The organism is Njordella calcicola, assembly GCF_056494125.1.
This window is the reverse complement of record NZ_CM151396.1, coordinates 348,684-375,476: the sequence shown is the minus strand read 5'-3', so window position 1 is coordinate 375,476 and position 26,793 is coordinate 348,684. Positions and strand designations below refer to the sequence as shown.

The following is a 26,793-nucleotide window of genomic DNA, read 5'->3' as shown; positions in this document are numbered from 1 at the left end:
CGGCCTTAGTAACTTGCTTGTATGAATCCCGCTCCAAACTTCGACCGACTCCTTCGTTTGACAGAAGCAGGACTCTATTGCCCCGCAGGCAATTTCCACATCGACCCTTGGAAACCCGTCGACACCGCTTGCATTACGCATGCCCACAGCGATCATGCTCGTTGGGGCAGCAAGCTTTACATCTCGACGCCGCAAAGCGAACCGATCATGCGAAGTCGGCTAGGCGATATTACCGTGGAAGCCATCCCATACGGCCGACAAATCAAGCTGAATGACGCTTGGGTCTCGCTGCATCCAGCCGGGCACATTTTCGGTTCGGCTCAAGTGCGCATCGAAGTCGACGGCAAAGTAGCGGTCGTCACCGGCGACTACAAACGCCAGCCTGATCCAACTTGTTTGCCCTTTGAACTGATTCAATGCGATCTGCTGGTGACTGAATCCACATTTGGCTTGCCTGCGTTCCAGTGGCCTGAGCCCGCCTCAGTTTTTGAAGAAGTGAATCATTGGTGGAAATCCAATCAGCAATCTGGCAAGGCGAGTGTCCTTATGGCTTATGCCTTGGGGAAGTCCCAGCGATTGCTAGCCGGACTTGACGCGTCGATTGGTCCAATCTACTTGCACGGAGCTGTGCACGGCCCAACTCAAATCTATCGCGAACAGGGCATCCACTTACCCGAAACCCGTTTGATCAGCCAAGCACCCAGCGACGTCGCTTGGAGTGAAGCTTTAATCGTGGCGGTCCCCAGCGCCCAAGGCACGCCTTGGCTGCGACGCTTTGGCAATATCTCCACTGCGATGGCATCCGGTTGGATGGCGATCCGTGGAACGCGCCGTCGACGCGCCATGGATCGTGGGTTTGTATTGTCGGATCATGTCGACTGGCCATCGTTGATACAGACTGTTTTGCAGACGAACGCTTCCACCGTCTGGGTCACACATGGCTTTGCAGAGATTACCGCCAAGTATCTCCGTGAGAGCGGCCTTGATGCGATCGCCATTAACACTCAGTTTGAAGGTGAAGTTGAAGACGCGGTCGCTGCAGCGTCGCAAGAAGCCAGCGATACTCCAACTGCAGAGTCATCGCCATGAAGCACTTCGCAAAACTCTACCAGCGACTGGATGAAACGACCAAGACGAACGAAAAGCTGGCTGCGATGGTCGACTACTTCCGCAGTGCAGACGACGCTGATGCGGCGTGGGCGGTCTATTTTCTGTCAGGCAACAAACTGCGTCGCGTCATGCCCAGTAACCTGCTGCGAGCTTGGGCGGCCGCGCGCGCCAACATACCGGCATGGCTGTTTGAAGAGACGTACGGCTGGGTAGGAGATTTGGCGGAGACCTTCAGTTTAGTCATTCCCAATAACCAAACAGAAACGCTTGGCTCGCTGACCGACTGGGTCCTAAAACTCCAACTGCTGGGTCGTTTGCCCGCCGAAGAACAAACACTGGCATTGAGTAATCTCTGGAACGATATCGCAAAGGAGGATCAGTTCGTGCTGATGAAAATGATCACCGGTTCGATGCGAGTCGGCGTCAGTCAGCGATTGGTCACTCGAGCGCTAGCGGAGCACTTGCAGATCTCCGCTGAGATTATTGCGCATCGTTTGATGGGTCAGTGGGAACCAACTGCAGCCTTCTACCGTTCACTACAGAACTCCGATGCCAGCGATGCAAACATCAGTCAACCGTATCCATTCTGCTTGGCCAACGCCATTGAATCATCGCCTGATACCCTCGGCCGCGTCGACGAGTTCCTTGCCGAATGGAAATGGGACGGCATTCGTAGCCAGTTGATTCGCCGTCGTGGCTCCACTTTCTTATGGTCTCGCGGTGAGGAGCGACTCGATGGACGATATCCCGAAGTTGAATCGGCAGCCCAAAAGCTGACACGAGACTGCGTACTGGATGGGGAACTATTGGCATGGTACGACGGTCGCCCGCTGCCATTTGGTGAACTGCAGCGACGGATTGGTCGCAAGACGGTTGGCAAGAAGTTGTTAGCTGACGTACCTGTCGTTTTTGTCGCTTTTGATCTACTGGAAATCGATGGCCAAGATTTGAGGCCCGCGGCGCTGGCCGATCGTCGCCAGCAGTTGCAACATTTGCTAGAAGATTCAAAATTGCTCGGTTCCTCTTCGACGCTGCAATTATCACAACCAGTTGCGGCAGCAAGCTGGGAAGACTTGGCGATCATGAGATCAACTTCCCGCGACCAGATGGCCGAAGGTTTGATGTTGAAGCAGTTGCAGTCGGCTTATCAAGTCGGTCGAGTGCGTGGTCATTGGTGGAAGTGGAAGATTGAGCCATATACGATTGACGCGGTCTTGATATACGCGCAGCGCGGGCATGGAAGACGAGCGTCGATCTACAGCGATTATACCTTTGCATTGTGGGACAATGACCAGTTGGTCCCTTTCGCGAAAGCTTACTCTGGCTTAACCGATCAAGAGATGCGTCAAGTCGATCGCTTTGTGCGTGACAACACGCAGGACAAGTTTGGGCCGGTCCGCAGTGTGAAACCAGAGTTAGTAATGGAGTTAGCGTTTGAGAATATCCAGTTATCGACTCGTCACAAAAGCGGGCTTGCAGTACGATTCCCACGTATCCTTCGCTGGCGAACCGATAAGCGACCTGCCGATGCAAACCAATTAGAAGACCTCAAACGTATGATTGAAGCCCGATGAAAGAAGGTCGCAACTTGCGCAACAAGTACACCTCGTTTAACCGTCAGCCGCAGGCGTACGCGTTCCTTCGTTTAACCGTCAGCCGCAGCCGTACGCGAAATTTCCACATATGCCCCGTTCCAAAATCAAGTTAGCCGACGATTGGTTTGCAGCCCAAGGTTGGAAGCCGTTTGCTTTTCAGCGTCGTGCTTGGCGAGCTTATCTAGAGGGCAAGAACGTCCTGATCCATTCAGCGACTGGGACAGGCAAGACACTTGCGGCTTGGCTAGGCCCGCTGCTGCAGTGGCATGCGAATCCTATGCCCCCAGAACAATGGACGCACGTCAAAGGCAAACCCGACGCTCCACCGCTACTAGCTCTGTGGGTCACGCCACTGCGTGCGCTGGCTGGGGACACCACGCAATCGTTGCAGCGAGCACTTGATGGATTGCAAGTACCGTGGACACTGGAGGCCCGTACCGGCGACACATCCTCCAGCGTCAAACAGCGGCAACGACTGCGACTGCCAACAGCCCTCGTAACCACGCCGGAAAGTTTGACTTTGATGCTGTCGTATCCAGAGTCTCGCAAACACTTTGAACATTTGCAGATCGTCGTGGTGGACGAATGGCATGAATTGATCGGCAGTAAACGCGGAGTGCTACTGGAGCTTGCACTGGGACGCATGCGTTCGCTGCAACCCAATTTTCGATGCTGGGGTTTGAGTGCCACGCTCGGTAATCTTGATGAGGCACTCGCTGTGTTGGTTGGTTCTAATTTTGCGGGTCCGACCGAAATCATTCACGGCGAAAGCAAGAAGAAGATCATCTTGAATGCCGCGATCCCTGACAACATGGAACGCTTTCCTTGGGCGGGTCACATAGGCACGAAAATGGTCCCGCTGGCCTCGGCCGCTATTGCAAATGCGAAGACGTCGCTGGTCTTTACCAACACTCGCAATCAAACCGAGCTTTGGTATCAAGAGTTGCTCAGGTCCAATCCACAATGGGCCGGACAACTAGCACTACACCACGGATCACTCGATCGAGATGTTCGCACTTGGGTCGAACAAGCTCTCCGCGACGAACGCTTGCGAGCCGTCGTCTGCACCAGTAGCCTCGATTTGGGCGTTGACTTTACGGCGGTCGAACAAGTCGTCCAAGTGGGTTCACCGAAAGGTATTGCGAGATTGCTTCAACGAGCCGGAAGATCAGGGCATCAACCTGGCACGCCCAGCAAGCTGCTCTTTGTTCCAAGCAATGCGTTGGAGCTGATCGAACTAGCGGCCGCTCGCGTGATGATGCAGCAGCAGAAACTAGAGGCTCGCCAACCCGTGATCGCCCCATTGGACCTGCTAGCTCAACATTTGGTGACAAGAGGTTTGGCCGAAAGCTATACCAGCGATGAAGTCCTGGCAGAACTTCAGCGAACGCATGCATATGCCAACCTCAATGCTGACGAGCTTGACTGGGCCTTGAGCTTTGCGATGCATGGCGGCCAATCGTTAGCTCGTTACGAAGACTATCGCCGTCTAGAAGCACAGGATGGTCGCTTTCAAGTGACCGACCCGAAAGTCACGCGCCGTCATCGCATGTCGATCGGCACTATTGTCAGTGAAGTCTCCGTTCAAGTCAGCTATATGACTGGCAAGCGTTTGGGGACGGTTGAAGAGAGCTTTATTTCCAAGCTCAAAGAAGGAGATAAGTTTTTATTCGCAGGCAAGCTACTAGAATTGGTTCATCTACGCGATTCGATCGCTTGGGTCCGCAAAGGGAAAGGAACTCCGACTGCCGTTCCGAGGTGGGCCGGTGGTCGCATGCCGCTGTCCAGCCAACTTTCGATTGGTATTCGTGAGCAGATTGAGTTGGCAAGCGACGGAAAATACATGGGACTCGAGATGCAAGCGGTCAAGCCGATCTTGGAGGTTCAGAAACGCTGGAGCCATCTGCCTAGACAAAACGAACTATTGATCGAACGGATCAAGACGCGCGACGGCTATCAGTTGTTTGTATATCCATTTGAAGGTCGTTTGGTTCATGAAGGGCTCGCAGCTCTGACAGCCTTTCGTATCAGCCGGTCGAAAAAGATCACGTTCTCGATTGCGGCCAATGATTATGGATTTGTATTGCAATCTCCGACAGATCCTGATTTACGATTCGAGGAAGCAGCTCAGTGGTTTTCGCCCAATCGTTTGCTTGAGGATATCTTTGCGAGTATGAACGCTACCGAGATGGCCAAACGACATTTTCGTGAGATCGCCAGAGTGGCGGGATTGATCCATGCGGGCTATCCCGGCGAGCGTCGTTCGAATCGTCATTTACAATCATCGAGCGATCTGATTTACGATGTCTTCTGTAACTATGATCCGCAGAATCTGCTCTTAGCTCAAGCGCGAAAAGAGGTACTGGAGAAGCAGCTTGAGTGGGAGCGATTGAATGCCACGCTTACTCGGATTGAAGACTGCGAAATCATATGGCGAGAGCCAGAGAGACCGACTCCCTTAGCGTTTGCTTTGCTGGTCGATCGATTGCGGGAACGATTAAGCACTGAATCATTAGCAGACCGCGTCCGCCGCATGCAACAGAGCCTAGAGCAAGCCGCTGGATAAGATGCACATCCATCAACGAACCGATGTGCTGTCAACGCCCTCCCCCCTTAGCGACCGATGTTCCGGCGCACGAAAGCTTTACTTGTTACCGGCCTACGCGGCTTCTTGCCATTCCCGTTTGTGGGAGCAAACTACGACTGTCCCTGCGGATTTGTCCGTCTTCTAGAAATCTCTCGCGATTCTCGTAACGACTTCACGTTTCTCTTATTGCGTTCGTTACTCGACCAAATAACAGACCGACCTAGCGAAGGCAGGCTGCAAACCAACAACGACAAGGTCGGACTAATTGGTAAGGCACGCAACTGTGTTGCAGTGCCTGCTTAGAGCCGCCTAGGTGATCCAGTCTCCTCTAACCATGACCAGAAAATCCGAATTCTAAGTGATTAATTAGCGCCCGAATCCACCTTCCCCGCGATCACAGTGATAGCAACCGCTAGTGGTCGCAGAAATCGTTCCCATTGACTGTAATAAGAACCGCAGGAGTATATCGTGAAAATAGTTATGCCCACCATTATCGTGCTTTTCCTGACGTTGGCGTCGCTTATCGCTGCAACTAGCGGGGTGGCAGAAACAACCTCGCTACCGGAACATTTGAAGACCAAAAAATCGCTGCTGAGTACTCTTTTGCAACCACGATTTGCCATTTTGCATTTGGGTGATCATGAGCAAGCAAATACGGATTTTTCTGAGGTATTCCATGTTGGGAATTTTCAAGAAATACTTTTGAGTCATGTTGTTCAACCGGAAAGTTCGTTGGAAGAACAGAACGCGTACTTGGTGTTGCAAGCACGTTCGCTGCATTTACAGTCGGAGCTAGAAGCTGACGAACTTAATGAGCATGCAAGAGCTCAATCGCGGCTACCCTCGAACGACGAGATTGATCAGGTCGTGCGGGCTCACCTTCGTCGCTTGAACGAAATTGCAGAGGGCTTTCGCGAGCTTTCTCGAAAGGGTTTAGCAGAAGGAACCATCAATCATTGTTCCATTCTGGACGTAATTCAGATGGCGTACAGCGCCGATCCTAGCTGGAACGGCAGCTATGGCGATGACATCCCAACCGACAGACTTAGTGAGTCTAAGCGCGCAGTGAGGGCCGAAGCGATAAAGCTCATGAGTCTACATGCGGAAAGATCCCAAGCAGTTGAGGAGTTGAGTGAGCTTGCGAATCGGAAGTATTGGCCGGCCGTAGAAGTCTCGATCCGACGCTCAATCCAGAAGGGTGAGAAGTTGCAAGTTATTCGGGAACTAACTGAGCAGCTTGCAACGTGTGAGGGCCTTGATGGTTACGCGTATGACTATCTAGCACAGCTACAAACGCAAATAGCTTTACTGATGAAGGAAGTTCCACCGGCCTCGACGCCAAAGTTTGCCCACTTGGCCTTGGAATCCGGAGTATTAACTGCCTACTGCACACTATTCGATTATTACAACTCACAAAATGAGTTAATCCTTGCACGTCAAATTGTGGAGAGAGGTGCCGCTGCTGGGCAAAAAGATTGTGTATTTAAGCTCGGATGTCTCCAGTTTGTCGCCGACGACTACCACTCTGCTGTTAAGACGCTCAAAACAGCGCTTGAGATGGGAATCGCTGATGCATCTATTTTTCTTGGGCTTATCTACGAAACTGGCGGTGAAGGCGTAGCAAAGGACTTATCAACGGCGTTGAAATACTTTGACATCGGACTGAAGGCTGAATTGCCAGAAGCTTACGAAAAAGCCGGGCTGCTCTACTACGCTGGAATTTTGAATGCGGAGGTTCCAAAACTGGATTACCAGATCCCAGGACTGCCCCAACCGACGAAGCAAGAAGAACAGCGGATTTCGAATTACTTTGTCGCTGCGGCGTTTTTATCAAACGCTGCTGATTTATATACCAAACAAGGCAATAGTGACGGAGCAACACGCTCTCGCGATCTTGCTGAGAAAGTTCAACAAGCGGCCATTGAATTGAACGAGATAGCCAGGTCGCCGAGAGTCTCGGACCAGTGGTATGCCGAGGATGACTACCGACTCGACAGAAACTTTCAGCAGCAAATTGAGCACCGAAATCAGGAGCGACAGAGAGTTGAGGACTTCAATCGCAGAGTCGACAAGATGTACTATGGGTATTGAAAACCTAGCCGCTCTGCAAAGCCTTTGCGAAATCACGCGGGCGACAGTTCCACAACGACTTTGTACCCTATGTTCTATGCATGCTCTACTGTCGACTTACTTTACGAATCGATTCACTTCCCTCTGCCACCAGATACGAACATGAAAACTATAAACCTGGAATTTGCGAAGCTCGGATGCGCGCGTTTACTTTGCTTCATTGCCCTAACCTTCGCGATAACTGCCGGCTTTCCGCGGGATTGCCTTGCACAACCCTCTGAGATCCAAATGGCAGCAGATACGGGGAAGCGAGCGTTGATAACTCGCGAACTATACGTTCCGCTGAAGTGGCAGGACCCGCATGGCATCAAGCGTCGCGTACCTACTGGCTCAGTTGTGAAACTGTTGAATACGAACGCGATGAAAGTTGCCTACGATGACACGGGTTTCTTTGACATTGCTGCTGAAGATTACGTGGTCCTAACCAATAGTCTGTCAGAGATTCTGCCCAAGCTTCAACAACAAGATGCGTTTACAAAAGCATTTGCAACTGGCAACTACTACTCGCTGCTGAATTTACAAACCGCCTCTGAGCACTACAACGAAGCATTGAAAGTATCTCCGAACGATTCGTTCGCACAGTTTGGTGCGGCACTGGTTCAGCATACACGTGAAGAACGACTTTCCCTGCTCCAAAAGCTCGACACCGATGACCCGTGTTTACAAGCTCTTGCAGAGACGCACATTGCAAAGCTATCCTCAGACTCGGAACTCCTAGCGCAACTGAGTAAGAGCGAATATGCACCTCAGCTAGTTTACTTAGAAATGTGTTCACGCTGGCTATCTCGTCAGAACAACGATGCCCAACCAGAATCCGCATACCAATCACTAATTGAAAGCGCATCGCAATATGGCGTTCCCCCGCGACAGATGAACTTACTTGCATCTATGTTGATGAGGACCGACATTACCCCCGGAATACCGACTCAGGAGCGAATCAGTGGAGTTCTTATGTATGCAGACATGGCATTGAAATGTGATCCATGGTACCACTGGATTCTTCTCACTCGTGGAGACCTTTACACAACGGGTAAGAAGTATCTCGAGGCCGCGGAAGACTTTGAAACGGCGATGCAAGTGAATCCACTGAGCCTGGAAGCGTTGATGCAGGCGCGTCTGGTTATTGGAAATCCAGAAGTAACGGAGGCTCTCGCTGACCCGCACTACAGTGGTCTAAAACTATTGCGCGAACTCAATGTTTCCGAATGTCTAACTGAACTCAGTCGAGTTCGTAATTCGGACATTCCCCTCGATTCCATGATCGACCTATCGCCTTTTATCCATGGGTTTTGCCCTGCAAATCATGGTGGAAGCCAGCCCAATAAATTAGTTGAATTAAAAAAGGTCCAGGGCAATGAGGCATTGAAATATCTTCAAAGTGCCTTCAGCATTCAAACCAACTAGAGTTCGTCGCTCGAGGTGAAGGCCAACATACTGAGAGTCATCCAGAAAGATGCTAATAATCGAGGCTCAATCGATGTCAGAAACAATGATGGTGAATCTTGCGCAAACGAATCGAGATGGATTAAAGCAAGTGCTTGTCACTCTGCGAGGCTTTATTTTATCTATTGCCCATTCCATCAACGTCTCGGTTGCCGAGGATTGTACGCAAGAAGCGGAATTAATCATTCTGGCGCGTTTTGAACAATTTCGTGGGCACACAGATGCAGAACTCAAAGGCTGGGTACGAGTTATTGTGTGTAATTGCTGCTTCGCGGCACTTCGCAAGCAGAAGCGAGAGTCCCCCATCGATAGTGAACTTCCCGCAAACCGATCGTTGAGAAGCGCTTCGCAAGTGGTACGCTTGAATGAGGAACGTGAGAGTTTAGTCGAGCTCCTGGGAACCTTAACTGACAGTGAACGCGCGGCAGTGTTGCTGCGACATTGCGAGAATTGGTCAATACAGCAAATCGCCGACGAACTGCAACGAACACCCAGCGCAATCGGCGGATTACTTAGGCGCGCGATGTCCAAACTTCGCTCTCAAACCACATTGTCACAGTGGAGTCAGTTGATGGATATTTCTTAAGATTTTGGAGGATCGAATGAACCCATCCGACGCTGACAATAGCCGTTACGATGACGAAATTATCGATGAAATGATCGGTGCGTATCTTGTCAGTGTCGATAACGAAGGCTTGGTTCATAGGGCCTTAATTCGCCAACGATTTCTTGCTGAGTTTTCCGCTTACCGGACAAAGCTCCTCGAGTACTTCGCGGATGAGGACGGTATGAACGGACCGCTAGTCAAGTTCGCAACACAGTCGGAAACCGCTCCAGCCCCGCGTGTCCTACGTTATCTCGGTACGTATGAACTCCTGGAACTTCTTGGGCGCGGCGGAATGGGCGATGTGTATCGGGCTCGCCAAACGACAGCCAATCGAGTCGTGGCTGTGAAGATTATGCGACTGACGGCATCAGCAGATCGATTTCGTCGAGAAGTTCAGATTGTCGCCAGTCTTACTCATCCCAATATCGTGACCCTCTACGAACCAGGCGAGGACAATGGAGAGCTGTTCTACTCGATGGAGTATGTTCCTGGTGGAAGTCTCGCAGAGTATTCGAATGTCACCAGCCAACAACTCGCGACATTAGGATTAAAGATCTGCCAAGGACTGCATGCTGCCCATAGCGCCGGGATACTCCATCGTGACATCAAGCCGGAGAACATCCTGATTGACCAACGAGGGGAACCAAAAATCACGGATTTTGGACTGGCGAAATTAGTCCAATCACCCGACCCACTGACAGCAACTCAGAATGTGGTAGGAACGTTCGATTATATGTCTCCCGAACAGGCCGCTGGTCAGAACGCCAGTCTCACGCCTGCATCTGACGTATATTCACTTGGAGCGACACTCTATCACCTTGTATGCGGTACGCCACCCATTCATGGACCGGATGTCGCTCAGATGATTCGCAACATTCAGATTCAAGAAATCCGCGAGCCCCGTGCAGTCAACAGTCTTATACACCGCGATCTATCGAAGATCCTGATGAAATGTCTGGCGAAGTCTCCGGGAGATAGGTACCCATCTGCAGACTTACTAGCCCAGCACTTTCAACTATTTCTGGATGGGAAACCCGTTCCGGTTCGAGCAGTTGGGATTATGACACGCCTAGCTCGTTGGATACAGCGTGAGCCAGTCATCGCCAGCCTACTGACTGCCCTTATTCTCACTCTGTTAATTGGCTTGATTCTAACCAACCTTTTCCGGGCTGAAGCGATTTCAACCGCTGCATCTCTGGCATCCACCCTGAACGAGTCGAGTAGGAATCTAGCTGTTTCCGAATCGCAAAGATACGCGCTTGATCTGCGGCTTGCCCACGATGCTTTTGTTCGAGGCGACGTTGATGAATCGAATGCGAGAATGTCGGCTATATCACCCACGCTTCGTGGTTGGGAGTATGAGCATCTAAACGCCAGAATGCACGTCAACGAACATCAAGTAAAGATTCCTCATGGCGACTATAGCTCGTGTGTCGCCGTTTCGCGTAATGAGGTTAACTATCTTGACTTGGGAAGCGTCACAACAGTCGTTTGTGGAACGGAATCTGGGTCAATCTATGTTTGGTTCTATGGAAAGCAAGGGGAAAGCTCGTTGAGACAGCTTGACCCACGAGATATTTCACCAATCCGATCGATTGAACTTTCAAGCGACGGTGAGTATCTGGTTTCCGGAAACGGCAACGGGCAGATTGCTGTTTGGTCACTACAAGACTCTCGCCAGGGTACCCTACTGGGAACTATAGACGGCGATCGAGCTATATCCGCTATAGCAGTATCTGATGATCCAGCAGTAGAGTCACCAAGTGATGCCTCCCCTTCGTACATCGCAGCGGCATCAACCAATGGAATTGTTTCAGTATGGGATCGCCGGTCGCTGCAGAAAAAAGCAGAGTTTACCACTGGGAAATCAAAAATATCGAGTATGGTTTTTGCCGATATCTTGGACCAAGACTTTGCTTTATCACCAGTGAATGCAACCAATACGGTTTTGGTGTGCGGCGATGATGATGGGGGCCTCCGAATCTGGGACATGACCAATTCGGAACTTCTTTTCATGGAGCCGGATGCACATGATGGCGCGATACTTGACCTCTCTTACACGAGCGCCAATGGTTTGAGAAGCTGTGGACGAGATGGTGCAGTCATGATTTGGACTCCAAACCCTGATAGCAGTTTATTGAGACAACGTGATCAGCGGTGGCTGAATGTTGCCCCCCTCAAACGGTTAACATTCCCAAATATTATCGCCGGGGCGCTATCCTCGGTCGGCGAATCGACTGCGTGGATTTGCAAAGACCCTGACCGTGCATTGCGCGGAGATTCACGCGTGTGGCGGACTTTGCAATGGAATCATCTTACTGGAGAAGTCCACTGGATGCCGAGGACTGCCGATCGGGTTGACAGCGAAATCGATCTGCGACGACATTCGATCCACTGCGCTGTGGGAAATAATGGAACCGTATCCGCTTTTGGTGCAGGAAAAGATTTGTTTATTTGCTCAGCCGAATCAGGCGTCCAAGCTACAGCGTACCAAGAGAACGTAGTACCGGATGTCTCTGGATTGTCACTGCCGCATGCCGAGTTCCAAGAACAGTATCTCGTTCCACTCGATGTTGCCCCAATACAAAAGTTTACGGTGAAGAATTCTGTAGCAACATCAATCAGCCACGACCGAAAACGCTTTGCCACTCTTAACTCAGAAGGCCACCTCCAGTTTTGGATACGAGAGGGCGAAACACTCACCGTGGAGGCGACTCCGACAGGATCGCTTGAGTTGGCGGATTCGTTTCCGGAATTAGCCCGTCTTCATATCAAGCAGTTTGTATGGAGTCGCAATAATCGGACTTTCATGATTGGGCTAAATTCGAATACGTTGGGCTTGCTGGATGGGGTGACTGGTAAGCGGCAAGCCTTGATCCCCCTAACTATCGATGCTGCAATTATCGATTCAAATCATGCGGGGACATTGATTTTCGCCGCATCGGATCATCGCGTCCTTAGATTGGATATTGCAGACGGTACGTCTACCACACTCTACGAGTCATCAATCGCCATTGAAGACCTAGCCGTACACCCTGCTGAAGACCTCGTTGCCGTAGCATCCATTGATGGGCAGATCGTAGTAATGAGCTTTGACGGGGAAGTTCTGCATCAGTTTCAACACTATATGCCAAGTTCGCAGAGCGGCCTTTCCACGCATCTCACGTTCCATCCTTCCGAACATCGCTTGTATTCTATTCGAGTAAAGTCGAATTCTGACCAGTTGAATGGCATCCAGCCCACATGGGGTTCATTGTCCGTTTGGGATACGCGAATTGGCCAGCCTATTTGGACTGAGCCTCTACCGTCCACTTTTCGCAAGCCGATCTGGTTCGGCTTCCATCAAACAGAGTTTATCGAGTCGATTGTTTCAATATCCAGGCCGATTCTGAATTCACAATCACCACCTTCACTCCAAGTTCAGGAGTGGAAGTCCATGAAGCTTCATAGTACTCGATAGTAACTCGCTTTTCCCGCAGATGGAAGCGCCTGGATTTCGTTGGGTTGAAATCTAAGTTGCTGTTGACTCGATCAAGCTTACGTGACATTGAGCGCGATGCGTGGAACAAAGCATATGATCGAAACAGCGCAGAAGATGGGCTTGCGAGTTTATGTCCACTTGTATGCGCAATAGCTCTCAATTGCACTCGTATCACTCGAATTCAGCTTGTCAGCTTCCTTCGAGCGGATCTCGCTTTTTCAAACGACGATCTTTCTTAAGAAGTGCAAATAATTTTAAGAATTGACTATCATTAGAAGGACAAAAAAGATGGAAAGCTTTGGCGAGGAAGTGCCTCACACCCCGTACATGACGGAATTACGCTCGATAGCGAAAGCGCATCAATTCCCCGGCTTTGACGAACTGCTCGGCAAAGCCCAAAGCTCTTTGCGTTGGGGAGAAATAGCTTACGCGACGCTGAACTCTTATCTCGGATGGTTGCTTGATTTCAATCGAGAACTGCGAATTTCAATTGAGATGATCTGTACGGATCTCGGGTTAGAGCCAACATCAATCGAACTATATACTTGAATTGAAAACCTAATTTTCTAAAGGCGTATTCAAGACGATGTTGCATTGCGGAATAGATTCGTTCAAAAGTGCTACGTTAGACGTAGACACGTTGCAACCTGATAGATTTAGCTGACGCAGCGAGGATAGCTTCGCCAAGCTGTCCAACTCTTCGACTTGAGTATTGGAGATATCAAGGGACACCAGCGTCGACAAACCGACTAAGGACGATAAGTCACTGACGGAGGTGTTGGCTAGGTCAAGCTCTTTCAAGCTCGTAAATCTAGCGACGAACTGAAGTTCCAGATCGGAAAGCTCCTTATGTCCAGAGAGATCAATCTTCGAGACTTGCTCGATTTGCGGCCACTGGTTCAATAGCTTTAGTGCATCAAATGATGCCTCAGGCAGAGTCCATATCTCGCCACTAGCCAACTGAAGAGTCGCGTTGACGTCTAAAGCCCAGAGTATCGCTCGTTGATTCTTACTCAGGGAAAGTCGGACTTGAAACTCTTCTTGTGTCAAAGGTATCGAAGGTCCGCCTGGATATCGGATGGCATGCAGTACATACGGATCCGATTGGCCATTGATTGGAGCGTCTACAATGTCGCCTCCAGGGCTAACCGTTAGCGTTGCACCATTATCGAAGGCGATCCCGTTCCAGAGCAGTGTCGGTGCTTGCGGTCCGTCCATGGCAGCCAGCAGAACCGAATGAGGCTCAAAAAGACCTTTTCCTGCCACCAGTAAAGCCGATCGCTCCGAGCCCTGGGAATCATGATTCGATTGGCTACTGGATCCATTGATAGCCGAAGGTAGAACTTGCCCAGCGATATGAATCGAGCGAAGGAGCAATCCATTGGCATCGATGGCATACAATTTCGGCTCGCCGTCTTTCTGTTGCGCAAAGACAATCACTTGATTATTGCTCGAACTGGCCATACCGCCGGTCCATTCACGAAGCCGAACCTCTCCTACCTGAACCAAAACGTTATCACTCCCAATTTGATATACTTGCCCAGCAAAAACATGTTGAGAGTCTGGCAACCACACCGGGGCAGCCCGAACACCAGAATCTATCTTTAGTGGAACCTCCAAACGTCGATCTGACATCAAGTCTAAAACGAGTAACTTTTCTGAGTTCTGGTCTGCCACCAAACAAGCCAGCCACTTTCCGTCAGGACTAAAACTTACACGCCCACCAGCGTTACCAAGTGAAATCGGCGGTTGATCTTTCGTTTGCAAATCGATCGCGGAAGTGAGGTTGGAACTTCCATCCGGGCTTGGATGCTGCCAAGCAAGGAAACGTCCGTTGAGACTCCACCGGAGCATCGCATTGTAACTAGCCGACTGCAACGTTCGAATTGTGTTACCGTCAGCGTCCTGAATCACCAGTGTTTGATCGGGCTGTTGTACGAAGGCCAACAAATCTCCATGTGGTTGATAAGCTGCATCGTGTCGCTCTTCGCCCATCAAGATTGCTTCATCGATTAATTCCCCATCAAAACCTACCACGAGTTGTCGCCGCGGAGAACGCAAAGCAAAACGGTTGTTCTTTGAAGATAACGCCGCCTCGTAGGGTTGCAGCGAAGCTCCAGTAGGTGTCTGTTCAGCCAATCGAGCGGCAGGACGCCCAACACCATTTTTCGACCATTGAAAGATGACGCGATGTGTCCCACCACGATGGTAAGCTGCTGCAATTCGCCCCTCTGATACTTCGCCAACAGCCATCGGCTGCAAAGGTTGAGGATCTACGGCCGTCGGCATTTCCACGCCTGACGATTGTTGAAATCTACGAATCATGCCGGAATGACGCTGCCACCTATCGTCGGCATACAACAAGATAACTTCGTCACTATTGCTCCAATAAGGATATCGCTGGGCACCAGGTAATGGATCACGTTCGGCAAATGGGAGAACTCGAATTTGCTTGAGATTCACATCGAGTATTTGTCCAAGGTCCGTGACCAGATACTTTCCATCCCTTGACCAATCAGCGTGTACCCAATCGCGCGGGCTGGAGGCCAGGCGTTTGCCGTCAAACGAGTAGACCTGAGCAATGCGACTTTCGCCGGATTCGTCGAGCCCAGCTACTAACAAGTGGTCGCCACTAGGGCTCCAGCGAATGAAAGCATCCAAGCCTTCTGGTCTTGTCGACATTACCACTTGCGATACATCTTGCACCGAGCCGTCGACTAGATTCCAAGTCCGAATGGCTGAGTCTCGGCAAAGCATAGTGAAGTGAGGCGATTTCGGATGTGCGGTCGCATGTATGCTGCGAGGCACCTGCGCAAGCTCAGTCGCCGGCCCAGATGCATCGTCGAATTGAAACTTCGATAGCAATTGGCCAGCAATATCGTAAACGAGTAAATTCTTTAGATTCCAAATAACTAGTAGCTTCCCATCACCCGACCAGGCAAAGTTTGCACGACTGATATCTGAACTTTGAGGCACATCTTTTCCATACTCAATTCGACGTTCCAGTAATCCAGTGGAAGAACGGAGTTCTAATGCATCTTCACGGTAGTCGCGCAGCGAATGCACCAGCACCGCAAGAGGTTCCCCATTCGGTTGAAAAGCTACCGAGTGCAAAAACTCATCATTATTCCGGGGCGTTACCAAAGCCTTCACTTGACCATTCTGGCAATCTCGAACCAACACATGCGAACCAAGCGAGTCCACCCATCGTGTCCCATCGCGATGGACGTCAAAGTGTTCTATATTCCATTTCCACTGGTCGATCTGTACGCCGGAAAGCGGGCGTTTGAGCAGCATTTGCCATTCAAACAAGTCATCTTCGACGGAAGGCTGTAAGACCACGCCAGGAAAATTCATTCGCCCATTCTGAATGGGTGTTTCCTGCTTACTAGGCTCTGGATTAGCCGAATGTTTGCTGGTCGTTTCATTGCTCTGTAATGTTGAAGGATTCTCAATCCGTATGGACGCCTTCAATTGCGGAATGCCTTGCTGTTGTTGGTTGTTGGCGTTGCTGGTTGGCAATGGTTCAGCAGAGTTGACCACTGGCGAAGCAGCAGATGACACCTGTGATTTCGCGATCCGGCTGATTCGGATGTGAGGTTGATCGCCTTGTGCGATTACGATCATGTCATCGCTTAGTTTAAACTCGTCAGCGTCAATGCCTTGCAAACTCAATCGCCATGGACCACTGGCAAGCTCCAGAGTGCCAGAAGGTTTTCGGACCAGATCCAGCGTTTTTATTTGTTCATCTTGAATCGCGTGCACAGTCAACTGCACATCTTCGGTGCACTCAATGATTAATTCACCGCCTCCGGGCAATGAGAACCGGTAGATTAACCAGACCGCTAATATAAGCGGGAAGAACGACGCAGCCGCGACTAAGAAGTATTTCGAACCGCTATGCCATCCACTACCTGCGGCCTTGCCCGTAAGCTTTCTGGATAAGCCACCGATAGGTTGAGGCGAACAAGAAGTTGGCAAATGCAACGTCAGCAGAGAATTATCGACTGCTGCTTGATCCACTGGCATCTCACTTGTATCCGAGGCCAAAGCCAGCACCTGAGCAGGATCTGCCCATATCGCCAATCGTTGCGCTAGTTCGCCTGCAGACTGAATTCGTACGGCTGGATCTTTCGATAAACATGAGCTGATTAGATTTGCTAGTTGCACACTGACTTCGGGTCGGAATCCCCGTACATCTGGTGCGGGGCTATGCAAAATGCAAATCGCTTTTGCAACAAATTTTTCATTCGAAGTTTCCGACGGAAAAGGCACAGCCCCCGTAAGCAGCCGAAACAATGTCGCTCCCAGTGCGTAAACATCCGTTCGCTCATCGGCACTAAGCGTACCGTGAATTTGTTCGGGAGCCATGTAGTCGGGAGTGCCGATCAATTGGTGCTCTCCTGTCAAAGGTTCAATCTCTGCGGTATGACTAAAAGATGACTCTGACTCATGGATGATCTTAGCCAGTCCGAGGTCGAGCACTCGAACAGTGCCCAAATGGTCAAGCATGAGATTGCCTGGTTTCAAATCACGGTGAACGATACCTTTGTCGTGGGCGAATTGGATACCTAATGCAGCTTGCCGAATCATTTCACACGCTGCGCCAACGCTCAATGGTTGGCCAGATTGCTCCAATTTGTTTGCAAGTTGCTGCAGCGACTGCCCTTGCACATACTCCATGACCAAATAGGGCAAGCCGTCCTCTTCGTCCGCGTGGGACGCAGAGACAATATGAGGATTCTGCAGTTGGCCAACCGCTCGCATCTCTTGGCGGAATCGCCGTAAGGAACCAGCTTCTTCCATGCGGTGCGGATGCAACATTTTTACGGCGAAAAGCCGTCCAAGTTGCATGTGACGAGCTTTAAAGACTTGCCCCATGCCACCGCCACCGAGCGATTCCAGAAATTCAAATTGTCCTATTCGCTCTCGTTTTTGTAAATGAGCCGCTTGCGAATCCTCATCCAAGTCGTCGAGTAACCGAAGAAGCTTTTGCGGGTCCTTCAGTCTGCTTATAAGTTCAGAGCATACCTCGTCACTTGGCACCCTGCCCAAGTCGTATTTGAGCGCAGCGCCCAGAATTTGCTCAAACTCATAACCAGTTTCATCTGCATGTGCGGACGGCGTATCGGCCAAATCAGATGCAGTAGGGGCAACACAAGGCAGCTTCTTAGTCCGATCCGGCTTTGGACGTTGATCGCTCATGAGTGGTCCACCGAATCTGCAATAGTGGAGAAACAATTGTTGGATGACTGTAAAGGGGATAGCATTGAGCTTGGCAAACGATTTCCTCTTGTTGGTATCAACGAAGCTGCGTTACGAGAAAACTTCCCTAATTAATTCGCAGTGGTTGCGGTTGTACGAACAGATCCTGCGAGCGATTCCTTACGTTTACGGAGTATTGGCTTACTGGACCGAAAACCAACTATCCATTTCCTCTTTCAGACGTTGACAGACCCTAAGTGAAGCTTGGCGTACTGCATTTTCAGTCATATTCAACCGCTCGGCAGTCTCACGCGCTGTAAGCCGGTTACACTTGAAGAGCTCAAATGCCTGCCAAACATTCGGCTTAAAATCAGTCTTAATCACCTGCATTGTTCTCGATAAGACGACTGCGGGCCCACACCAGTCTTCGTCAGAGTCGTTATCGTCAAAGGCGACTAAAGCCGCTACTTTTGCTTGATGCTCGCTGCCGCCCTGTGCGATGCCGTGATGGGCATTCCGACGACAATACTCCGCGACTTCATTCCGCGTGATCGCCATGATCCAGTATCGGAGTCGCTTGCCTTTCCCATCCCGATGAAAGCCCTGGATCCCGCGATAAAGTCGCAACATGATGTTTTGAGTGATATCATCGGCGCTGCTTGCCGAAAAGCCACGCTTTTGACAGTAATTACGTAGCAGCGGTGTCCAGATATCTACAATTTTCTCCCAAGCTTCCGGAACTCCGTCTCGCATCCCTTGCAGTAAGCTGGAGTGAGTAGTTTCTTGCATCACGTACTAATGGGTAAACGCTAAGGTCTCGTCGTTAAATGCCTTCGCCGATATTTGACCTAGGCTGAACGGCCAACAGGTGAAACACGCTCACCAAAGCTATTCTAACTGCCACCGTTGCCCTCCCACAAGACTCGCGCCGGTATTACCCACAAAAAGCCCGCAGCAAATCGGTGTTTAGAGGTCCCAATTTCTGGTTCACTAAGTGCCGGTTTTGACAGTCTGACAAGTTCGCGTGAAGCAACCACGCCTTCAGCGCCCGGTAATTGCACCTGGTTGGGTCCAGCAGTCCGCGCTTGTCTGCTACCACCCCTGCCCCCATCAACGCATCCCCGTGCGCCCATGTTGTGTCGAAACAATCTTCCTTTTTCGCACAATGCGCGCCCGACCTGTGTTGACAATTTCTCTAGCCTTCTGAGCTAAATAAAAATTTCCCCATAACGCTCAGACGTTCGTCATTTGTGTGCCGAACAAGTTCGGCAGCGTACGCGATGAGTTCTTGTTACACCATCCGAACTGAATCATCAACGAGGAATCGAAAATGTATCTCCAACCGTTGCATTACCACAGTCTATTCCGTTTGTGTCTCCTTGCATTGCTCATCATGCCCGGTGCTCACGCTGAGGATTCCTCGCCACCAAGCGCCACACCACCAACCAATGTGAAGCATGAGTCCCGGCCCATTACAGTCGGACACACCGTGTACTTGAAGACGAATAAGCTGATTACGATGTCCAACGATGGCGCTGAGCGAATCCATGAAGTCGAACCGCTCGCCACGCAAAAGGGCTTTGTAGTTACAGACCTAATGCCGGGGTCGTTGCGCATCCGTGGCGAAATCAATGGTCTTGAAATTACAGCTTGGGCCGACGAAGGCCAGTTTCAGCCGATTAAGCGCAACCTCCCCCTCACGAAAGAAGAACTGGCGGAGCAGGAGCAACGCAAAAAAGAAGCAGTACGCAAGAACAAGATCGCCAACGACTTGCTCTCCAACAAGATTCTCGACATCGAGAATTCCGAAGTCGGACAAGTAGTCCTACGTGACTTGCAAAGTCTGGCGATTAATACTCAAGCTCACGCATTTGCCTCAGGAAAGTATTGGACAAACGTCGAGGAAGAGCAACTTCAAGAACAACTTGAATCTACCAAGATGTTTAACTTCATCGTACTGGCTTGGCGTCAGATGAAGACGGAAGAAAAGCAGATCTTGATTGCAGGCGCGATCTTTACGGAAGACTTCCTGGACGCCCTCCTACAAGAATCACCACTCCAATCGGTACAAGAGGCAACGGACAGTCCCATAGCGGCCGAGCAGGTGGCAAAATGAGGCATCTTGCATACATTTGCATGATAAACATCCTAGTCAGTTTATTGCTGATTAGCTGCTCCATTTTGGCTCATGCAGAGTCTCCAATGGCGGTGTCTGTTGTACCCGATGAAGTAGATCGCGAAGCGCACATGGCGACCCGTTTAGCGATTGAGCAACATCAACAAGGAAAGCTGGACGAAGCACTCGCAACGCTGTCACAGGCATTAACGCGACTACAACGCGAAGCACCTGGGGCTAACATGGCTAGTTCCGTGATTGCCGATCAGATGGCCGCAGTGTTGATCGATCAAGGTCATTTCTTAGAGGCTGTCGAGTTTTCCAAGGTGGCAGTGCAAATGAAACTTGCCCTTTTTCCCAGCGAACGTTTTCCGGGGGGACATCCGCAATTGGTCGCTACTAGTAGCAACCTCGGCAATGCAATGCGCAGATCGGGCGACCTGGCTGGGGCGAAAGAATGGCTGCAAGCGTCGCATACTATGGCCTTGAACTTAGTAGACCGAACTGTTTTTCCAAACGGCCATCCGATTCTACAAACTACCACCAATTCGCTTGGTGCTGTCCTGATAGAGCTGGGCGAGTATGACAAAGCGATCACGCATTTGGACGAAGCATTATTGATGGCCGATCAACTGTATCCGATAGATCACTTTCCAAATGGTAGCGAGCAGTTGCTGCAGACACTCAACAATCGTGGTCATGCGGCAACGCTTGTCGGGGATTATTCAACAGCCTCAGCCTGCTACCAGCGTGCAGCCACAATGGCCGCGTCATTGTTTCCCATTCCGGATTATCCCAACGGGCATCCTGCGATTGCATTGGTATCCAACAACTTAGGTTACTTAGCGAGATCACGAGGCGATTTAGCAGCAGCGAGAGCTCACTACGAAGAATCTATCTCGGATTTCCAAAAGCTTTATCCAAAGCAGTCGCACCTAGCTGGACATCCACGAATCGCTCTTGCCATTCACAACCTAGCCGTTGTGCTAGAGATGCTTGGCGAACTGACTAAGGCAAGAGCTCTTGTAAACGATGCGATTGACATCTTTGAGTCGTGGGTCATCAGTAAAAGAGACTTATCACTTCAGTCGGATCTGGCATATTGTCTAGAAACAAGCGCGCGTTTGAATCGAGCCTTAGGAAATATAGACGACGCAGAAAAAGAACAACGTTTAGCACTTCAAATACGTCAAACCCTCTATTCAAGCGACCGCTATCTTAACGGTCATCTCGACCTGGCAAAAAGCTTGGCGCAAATGGGAGTAATCTTGAGCGCGAAAGGTGAGTACCTTACTGCGGAAGAATTACTTGCTGAATCGCTGGCTATGACCCAGCGCACCCTTCCCGAAAATGCTGGCAACCAGGGACATCCCGCCCTCGCTCAGGTCACCAACAATTTGGCACTCGTAGTTGAGCGGCAGGGGCGAAATGTAGAGGCGTTGGAATTGTATCGCCAAGCTTTGGAAATGAATCGGCGACTTTATCCAGAGTCGGATTTCCCTTTTGGACACGATCATCTCAGCCGCTCCATGGTCAACTATGGACATGCTCAATTAATCAACGGCGACGTAGCACAGGGCTTGCGAGCTTTGTTAGAGGGCTACAACGCTTTCCGTCAACAGAGTCGTTACATAACAGCGTCAGTCTCGGAAGGTGAGGCAATGAATTTCCAGCGGTCATTGCCACGTATTGTCGATGATCTCTTGACATACTGGCCACAGGATCAGCAATCGACCACAGAGCTCTATGAAGCGATATCGCTTGCGAAGGGCGAGCGTTCACGAGTTCTTTCCAATCGTTTTGAAAAGTTGAGTACATCTTCAAACCAATTGATTCGCGACAAGTATCAACAATATCAGGCTAACTGTCGTGATCTCGCTGCCATCTACCGTCAGGGCCGCGTACCGCCGAGTGTTCATGAAAGTCTAGTCGAGCGCAAGGAGCAATTGGAACGCGAGCTTGCTGCGGAGGCGAAGCTATCGATGGAAGACTTGCAGCCTGGAACTTTATCAATTGCAGATCTTCAGCATGCCTTGCCTAATGACGCTGCGGTTATTGAATACTTCTTGTTCCGCGACAGTCAGTTCCAGAAAGCAGCATATACGGCGTTTTTGATAACCAAACATGGTCCCCCAAAGAGACTGACGCTCGCCTCAGCAGAAAACGTCGATCCGCTGATTAGGCTGTTGCGATTGTCGATTGAAACGACACACAAACGAATCGAAGCCGAATGCATTCTCGCATTAAAAGGGTTTCCATTTCTGCAACCGTTTCATATCAAATTGCTGGAAGAAGACTGGACCAAAATCTACAGCAGACTTCTATACGAGTTGCTTTGGCAACAAATCGCAAATCAGTTACCAGCAAACTGCCAAACCGTGTATGTAATTCCGGATGGACCTCTCCATTTCATACCATTCAACGCGTTGGAAACGACAGATAACGGACGGTACTTAATTGAGGACTACCAACTAACGATCGTCCCCGATGCACGCTGGCTTGTAAAGCAACTAAAAAAGCCAAGACCGACGCAAGATTTTGTCGAAACGCTTTTGACCGTTGGTGGAATCTTCTACGATGAACCAGTGAAACCTGTCAAACACACCTTTTCAACCGATCGCATCGGTTGGCACGCACGCCTGGCGTCTTACAGACATTGGGTGAAACTTGACAACGAACAATATTTGGCTGGATCGGCACTCGAGTGCACTTTTGCAATGCACTGTGCGGATGCAATGCCCAAGGTTTTTGTCACAGGTCAGGAAGCGGGCTTACAGTCGGTAACAGACGTATTATCACAAGCAAGCTTTGCATTGCTTTCAACGCATGGCAGCTACAAGCTGCTCGAGAACACTAATGGTCAAGCTAAATTGGCGTTGGATTCGCGTCTAATTCTGTCAGACCAAGAGCGCCGCACGCTGCTTCAACGAGATCCTTTGTTGCAAGTCGCTTTGTCGTTGAGCGCAACGGCCGTGAACACGGGAGAGTCACTTAATTCCAGCTCGGCAGCTCGCGATCTCACCGCAAGACAAGTCTGCGGCATGCCGCTAGACAACTTGCAATGGGTATTTCTTTCCGCTTGCGAGACGGGGTTGGGCGATGTACGAGCGGGCGAAGAGTTGTACGGCTTACCAATGGCGTTTCATATGGCAGGCACGAGAAATGTCATCGCCACACTATGGTCGGTTTCCGATGTGTCGACGGCGAGGATTACTATGGCATATTGCTACAAGGTCTTTCGCGAGAATAAACCTCCTGCCGTCGCGCTCCGTGAAGCTCAACTTCTTTTGATCCGTGCTCCGCAGCAGTTGATGTCTTGGGATGGAACTGGTCCACCACCAGATTTACCTCACAAACAATCTAACCTGAACGAGTATAGTTCCGCATTTCATTGGGCAGGCTTTTTCTTATCAGGCCCTGGAACGTAACGATACATCAACCGGTTCGAATACCAAATCTACCATTGCCCTTCATTCCTACTTTTAAGAGAGTTGACTATGCCAATCACTACTTCTATACGCACTGTCATTTGCCACATCGCGATTTATCTTTTCACCCATGCTGCGTGCGCAGCGGCCCCGGTCGATCCAAAAGAATTCGTTTCTAAGTCTGACAATTTTGCACTAGTTCTACCTGAGGAACCGCTCAAACAAAGCTTCCAAGGGGCGTCACTTTACACCGCAACAAGTCCCCCATTCCCCAGAAACCCAGTAGTTTTCATAAACGTCATTGTGCAATCGATGGGCGACACGAAGAAAGGAGACGGAGACGAGCAGCTTGCCACGTTGCGATCCCACCAAGTTGGTGTATTGAACCGTTTGGGAGGAACTCCTGTTGAACAGACACCTATTCGCTGGCACGGGCACATTGGGCTGCGTTCGATATACTCGTACAAGCTCGCTGAGCTCCCCGTGCCAACCAAAGTCGTCGATCATTTGGTTTGGATTGATGACAAGCTTTATACGATTTCTTACGGTCATCTGGACTTTATAAAAGATCCATTCTTTTCAAACTTGGCAGTCAGTCGGGATGCATCGAAACTGTTCGAGACTTTTCGTCTCCTGGAAGAAATCCATCCGGAACGAGTGCCAATCCAACATGATCTTGAAGGCAGTTGGATTGTTCGATCGGCAACATTGGATGGATCGCTGAGCGCATCAGAAATTGGTGCTGAATACACTTTCTATCGTGGTAGGTTCCGCAGGCTGGACCAAGACAGTCTAGTAACAAGTTCTGTCCCTATCGGCAACTCGTTCTGCCCTGTCGAAGGTCGCTACACGGTCGACAAAGGCAAAGCCCGTCTCGACTTGCACGACGATGCACTTGTAAAGTTAGGAGTTTTCACACCCGCCATCTATCGCATTACCGACGAACGTTTGGAGATCTGTTGTGGAATAAGCGGAGAAGACGATTCTTCCCGACCAACGGATTATCAACCCACGAAAGGCAATGGACGCTTTCACGTCATTCTCACTCGGCCTGGTGACTTGGCTCCAGATTTGGCACCTAGCCCCGAAGCTATTGCAGCAAGTGAGAAAGAAAAGCTTGAACGGGAAGCAAAGATGGCCGCAGAGATAACGACTATTAATAAAGTCGCTTCGAAAGACCTACCTCTTTCAAAGTCCGAAGCGGTCGCGCAGGCGAATCTGTGGCAAGCTTTAGACGGAGCTTGGAAGCACGATGTGTCAAATTTCGATGGTAGCGGCAAGCATGTCTCGCTGAACTTCATGGCTACCATCGAGAATGCAGCGACTTTCATAGACGCCGACGACAACGAAAGGTTCAACGAGATCCGGGGAGCTCTGCAAATGGATGCCTTTACCTCTCACCCTTTTAAGATAGACCTACTACTTGCAAATCTCAAAGCTGACATCAGCCCAGGGAGCACAAAAATGGTAGAAGTCTTTCCCGAGGATCAACAGCCATTCTCCATCGAGATCCTAAACGCAGACCAGTTGGATCAAGAGTCGAGAAAGTTGAGAGTACGTCTGCGTTTTAAGGAAGCGAAGCCTTTCGTTTGGGTGAGGTCAGGGGCAGTGCTGGAATTCACTCGACAAATGAAAACGGAATAGCTCCAAAGGCTAAAGCAACTTGAATCCTGCGTTGGAGCAAGAATCAAATCCCCCTCACTTTCTTTATTAGGTCCCATTACACTTTCATTACCCCTTACTTTTTCAGTTCTTAGGAGATTTATCATGCGTCACCTATTTGCAGCAACCATCCTACTGATCTTTGCGCTCTCGACCGCTCTCGGCGCAGAAGAATGGAAAGAATACAGTTTCAAAAAGATTCACCTCAAAGCACCCGTCGAGCTGACGGAGATAAACAATGATGAAACCAAGGTGATCATTGGCATCAAGATGTCGCCACTGCCAGACCCAAAATTTACTACTTTTTCGTTTGCAATCGTGCCACTAAGCGAACAAGAAAAGGAGAAGCCGCAAGCGACCGTGTTAGCGGACGCCAGTGATTCCAGCCTGGACAATAAGTTTAATCGCGAGCTTAAAATATTAAGCCGCAAAGAAACTGATTGGCGAGGGATTCAAACGACTGAGACGTTGGCAGTTAGCCGTTTTGCCCCTTTGCCTTACATCCAGTATCACGTACAGCGATCCTTTATCAACGACGGTATCCGCTACTCGCTTGACTCGTCTCAGCTCATTGATGGCTCAAACCAACTAGCAGCCGCACTTTTCAACGTCAAGCTGAGGGATGCAGAGTTTGCCGCTGAAACAACTCGCATTCAACGCGACGCAGAGGAGTTTTTCAATTCACTGGAGTACGGCGATCTCACCGAACTGCGATAGCAACCCCGGATCCTCGAATTGCGGACATGACGTCAAATCCGCTTTCGACCTTGGCTCCACAAACGTCTCTACTGTTTTTGCAGGATTGCAGACTGCGAAATCATATGGCGAGAGCCAGAGAGACCGACTCCGCTAGCGTTTGCTTTGCTGGTCGACCGCTTGCGGGAACGATTAAGTACCGAATCACTAGCGGACCGCGTCCGCCGCATGCAACAGAGCTTAGAGCAAGCCGCTGGATTTACCTGATCCGAAACGCTCAGAAATACAGTCCAGAGCGATTGCGAGAGCTTTTCCCTAATCTCCTGATTTCCAAACAGTGATTGATACGGTCGAGGAGATTCAAATGAAGACGGAATATCGTGAGATTTATGACGATCGCGAGAAAGCGAAGCTGGATGAAGCTTGGCGAATCGCTGCCGCTGAAAAGAAAGGTCGTCAGGAAGGAAAATTAGCGGGCCGAGTACAAAGTTACCAGGAGTTGCTAGGCGATGTGGTAAGTGAAGACGAGCAGCTTCTGGCGATGACGCCAGCGGAACTTTCGATGATGATAACGGATCTTCATCATCGACTTCGGTTACGCAACTCCTAGATCAGCCTCGCGATACCTGCAAGCCCAACTACGATTTGGCTGGAAGAATGACTCAGCGTAACTATAGAACGAAAGTAAACTCACCCTCGGGCACGGTTGCCGATAATGGTTTACAAAGTAAGA

At 50.3% G+C, this 26,793-nt stretch carries 16 protein-coding genes; 14 read left to right on the top strand and 2 right to left on the bottom strand.

Going from position 1 to position 26,793, the window contains the following annotated elements:
- The first annotated feature begins 21 nt into the window (after positions 1 to 21).
- The 8 genes from SH302x_RS01355 (at position 22) to SH302x_RS01320 (ending at position 13,502) form a co-directional block, all read left to right on the top strand.
- A complete protein-coding gene (locus SH302x_RS01355; protein WP_479366752.1) occupies positions 22 to 1,089 on the top strand; it encodes a ligase-associated DNA damage response exonuclease in 1,068 nt (355 codons plus the stop codon).
- Complete coding sequence (locus SH302x_RS01350; RefSeq protein WP_479366751.1) at positions 1,086 to 2,684, top strand: ATP-dependent DNA ligase; 1,599 nt, start codon at positions 1,086 to 1,088, stop codon at positions 2,682 to 2,684. Before SH302x_RS01355 ends, SH302x_RS01350 begins: the two co-directional genes overlap by 4 nt.
- 109 nt (positions 2,685 to 2,793) lie before the next feature.
- Positions 2,794 to 5,271 carry a ligase-associated DNA damage response DEXH box helicase gene (locus SH302x_RS01345; protein WP_479366750.1) on the top strand — a complete coding sequence of 826 codons (2,478 nt, stop codon included), beginning with the start codon at positions 2,794 to 2,796 and terminating at the stop codon, positions 5,269 to 5,271.
- Between the two features lie 489 nt (positions 5,272 to 5,760).
- Entirely contained in the window at positions 5,761 to 7,383 is a 1,623-nt protein-coding gene (locus SH302x_RS01340) for a tetratricopeptide repeat protein (protein ID WP_479366749.1), read from the top strand.
- 267 nt (positions 7,384 to 7,650) lie between these two features.
- Entirely contained in the window at positions 7,651 to 8,826 is a 1,176-nt protein-coding gene (locus SH302x_RS01335) for a tetratricopeptide repeat protein (RefSeq protein ID WP_479366747.1), read from the top strand.
- Positions 8,827 to 8,899: 73 nt separating this feature from the next.
- Complete coding sequence (locus SH302x_RS01330) at positions 8,900 to 9,451, top strand: RNA polymerase sigma factor (protein WP_479366746.1); 552 nt, start codon at positions 8,900 to 8,902, stop codon at positions 9,449 to 9,451.
- A 16-nt stretch (positions 9,452 to 9,467) separates the two neighbouring features.
- Entirely contained in the window at positions 9,468 to 12,932 is a 3,465-nt protein-coding gene (locus tag SH302x_RS01325; RefSeq protein WP_479366744.1) for a protein kinase domain-containing protein, read from the top strand.
- 309 nt (positions 12,933 to 13,241) lie between these two features.
- Entirely contained in the window at positions 13,242 to 13,502 is a 261-nt protein-coding gene (locus tag SH302x_RS01320; protein ID WP_479366742.1) for a hypothetical protein, read from the top strand.
- Between the two features lie 9 nt (positions 13,503 to 13,511).
- On the opposite strand, the gene SH302x_RS01315 is transcribed toward SH302x_RS01320, so the two are convergent.
- The gene (locus tag SH302x_RS01315) at positions 13,512 to 18,158 is read right to left on the bottom strand and encodes a protein kinase domain-containing protein (RefSeq protein WP_479366741.1); all 4,647 of its coding nucleotides are present in this window, start codon (positions 18,156 to 18,158) and stop codon (positions 13,512 to 13,514) included.
- A 201-nt stretch (positions 18,159 to 18,359) separates the two neighbouring features.
- Positions 18,360 to 18,947: an RNA polymerase sigma factor gene (locus tag SH302x_RS01310; protein ID WP_479366740.1), complete on the bottom strand. Its 588-nt coding sequence runs from the start codon at positions 18,945 to 18,947 to the stop codon at positions 18,360 to 18,362.
- 541 nt (positions 18,948 to 19,488) lie between these two features.
- On the opposite strand from SH302x_RS01310, the gene SH302x_RS01305 reads away from it, so the two are divergent.
- From SH302x_RS01305 to SH302x_RS01280, 6 genes are all read left to right on the top strand, one after another.
- On the top strand, positions 19,489 to 20,274 hold the full coding sequence (locus SH302x_RS01305) for a hypothetical protein (RefSeq protein WP_479366739.1): 786 nt from the start codon (positions 19,489 to 19,491) through the stop codon (positions 20,272 to 20,274).
- A 20-nt stretch (positions 20,275 to 20,294) separates the two neighbouring features.
- Positions 20,295 to 23,702 carry a CHAT domain-containing protein gene (locus tag SH302x_RS01300; protein WP_479366738.1) on the top strand — a complete coding sequence of 1,136 codons (3,408 nt, stop codon included), beginning with the start codon at positions 20,295 to 20,297 and terminating at the stop codon, positions 23,700 to 23,702.
- Between the two features lie 69 nt (positions 23,703 to 23,771).
- On the top strand, positions 23,772 to 25,346 hold the full coding sequence (locus SH302x_RS01295) for a hypothetical protein (RefSeq protein WP_479366737.1): 1,575 nt from the start codon (positions 23,772 to 23,774) through the stop codon (positions 25,344 to 25,346).
- Positions 25,347 to 25,469: 123 nt separating this feature from the next.
- A complete protein-coding gene (locus tag SH302x_RS01290) occupies positions 25,470 to 26,081 on the top strand; it encodes a hypothetical protein (protein ID WP_479366736.1) in 612 nt (203 codons plus the stop codon).
- Positions 26,082 to 26,107: 26 nt separating this feature from the next.
- Entirely contained in the window at positions 26,108 to 26,401 is a 294-nt protein-coding gene (locus SH302x_RS01285; RefSeq protein WP_479366735.1) for a hypothetical protein, read from the top strand.
- Between the two features lie 23 nt (positions 26,402 to 26,424).
- Entirely contained in the window at positions 26,425 to 26,670 is a 246-nt protein-coding gene (locus SH302x_RS01280; RefSeq protein WP_479366734.1) for a hypothetical protein, read from the top strand.
- Positions 26,671 to 26,793 lie beyond the last annotated feature (123 nt).

Bases quoted from the DNA above. Each gene is read 5' to 3' on its own strand.
- SH302x_RS01355 (WP_479366752.1), top strand. From the start codon at position 22: ATGAATCCCGCTCCAAACTTCGACCGACTCCTTCGTTTGACAGAAGCA.
- SH302x_RS01350 (WP_479366751.1), top strand. From the start codon at position 1,086: ATGAAGCACTTCGCAAAACTCTACCAGCGACTGGATGAAACGACCAAG.
- SH302x_RS01345 (WP_479366750.1), top strand. From the start codon at position 2,794: ATGCCCCGTTCCAAAATCAAGTTAGCCGACGATTGGTTTGCAGCCCAA.
- SH302x_RS01335 (WP_479366747.1), top strand. From the start codon at position 7,651: ATGGCAGCAGATACGGGGAAGCGAGCGTTGATAACTCGCGAACTATAC.
- SH302x_RS01330 (WP_479366746.1), top strand. From the start codon at position 8,900: ATGTCAGAAACAATGATGGTGAATCTTGCGCAAACGAATCGAGATGGA.
- SH302x_RS01325 (WP_479366744.1), top strand. From the start codon at position 9,468: ATGAACCCATCCGACGCTGACAATAGCCGTTACGATGACGAAATTATC.
- SH302x_RS01320 (WP_479366742.1), top strand. From the start codon at position 13,242: ATGGAAAGCTTTGGCGAGGAAGTGCCTCACACCCCGTACATGACGGAA.
- SH302x_RS01315 (WP_479366741.1), bottom strand. From the start codon at position 18,158: ATGAGCGATCAACGTCCAAAGCCGGATCGGACTAAGAAGCTGCCTTGT.
- SH302x_RS01310 (WP_479366740.1), bottom strand. From the start codon at position 18,947: ATGCAAGAAACTACTCACTCCAGCTTACTGCAAGGGATGCGAGACGGA.
- SH302x_RS01305 (WP_479366739.1), top strand. From the start codon at position 19,489: ATGTATCTCCAACCGTTGCATTACCACAGTCTATTCCGTTTGTGTCTC.
- SH302x_RS01300 (WP_479366738.1), top strand. From the start codon at position 20,295: ATGATAAACATCCTAGTCAGTTTATTGCTGATTAGCTGCTCCATTTTG.
- SH302x_RS01295 (WP_479366737.1), top strand. From the start codon at position 23,772: ATGCCAATCACTACTTCTATACGCACTGTCATTTGCCACATCGCGATT.
- SH302x_RS01290 (WP_479366736.1), top strand. From the start codon at position 25,470: ATGCGTCACCTATTTGCAGCAACCATCCTACTGATCTTTGCGCTCTCG.
- SH302x_RS01285 (WP_479366735.1), top strand. From the start codon at position 26,108: ATGACGTCAAATCCGCTTTCGACCTTGGCTCCACAAACGTCTCTACTG.
- SH302x_RS01280 (WP_479366734.1), top strand. From the start codon at position 26,425: ATGAAGACGGAATATCGTGAGATTTATGACGATCGCGAGAAAGCGAAG.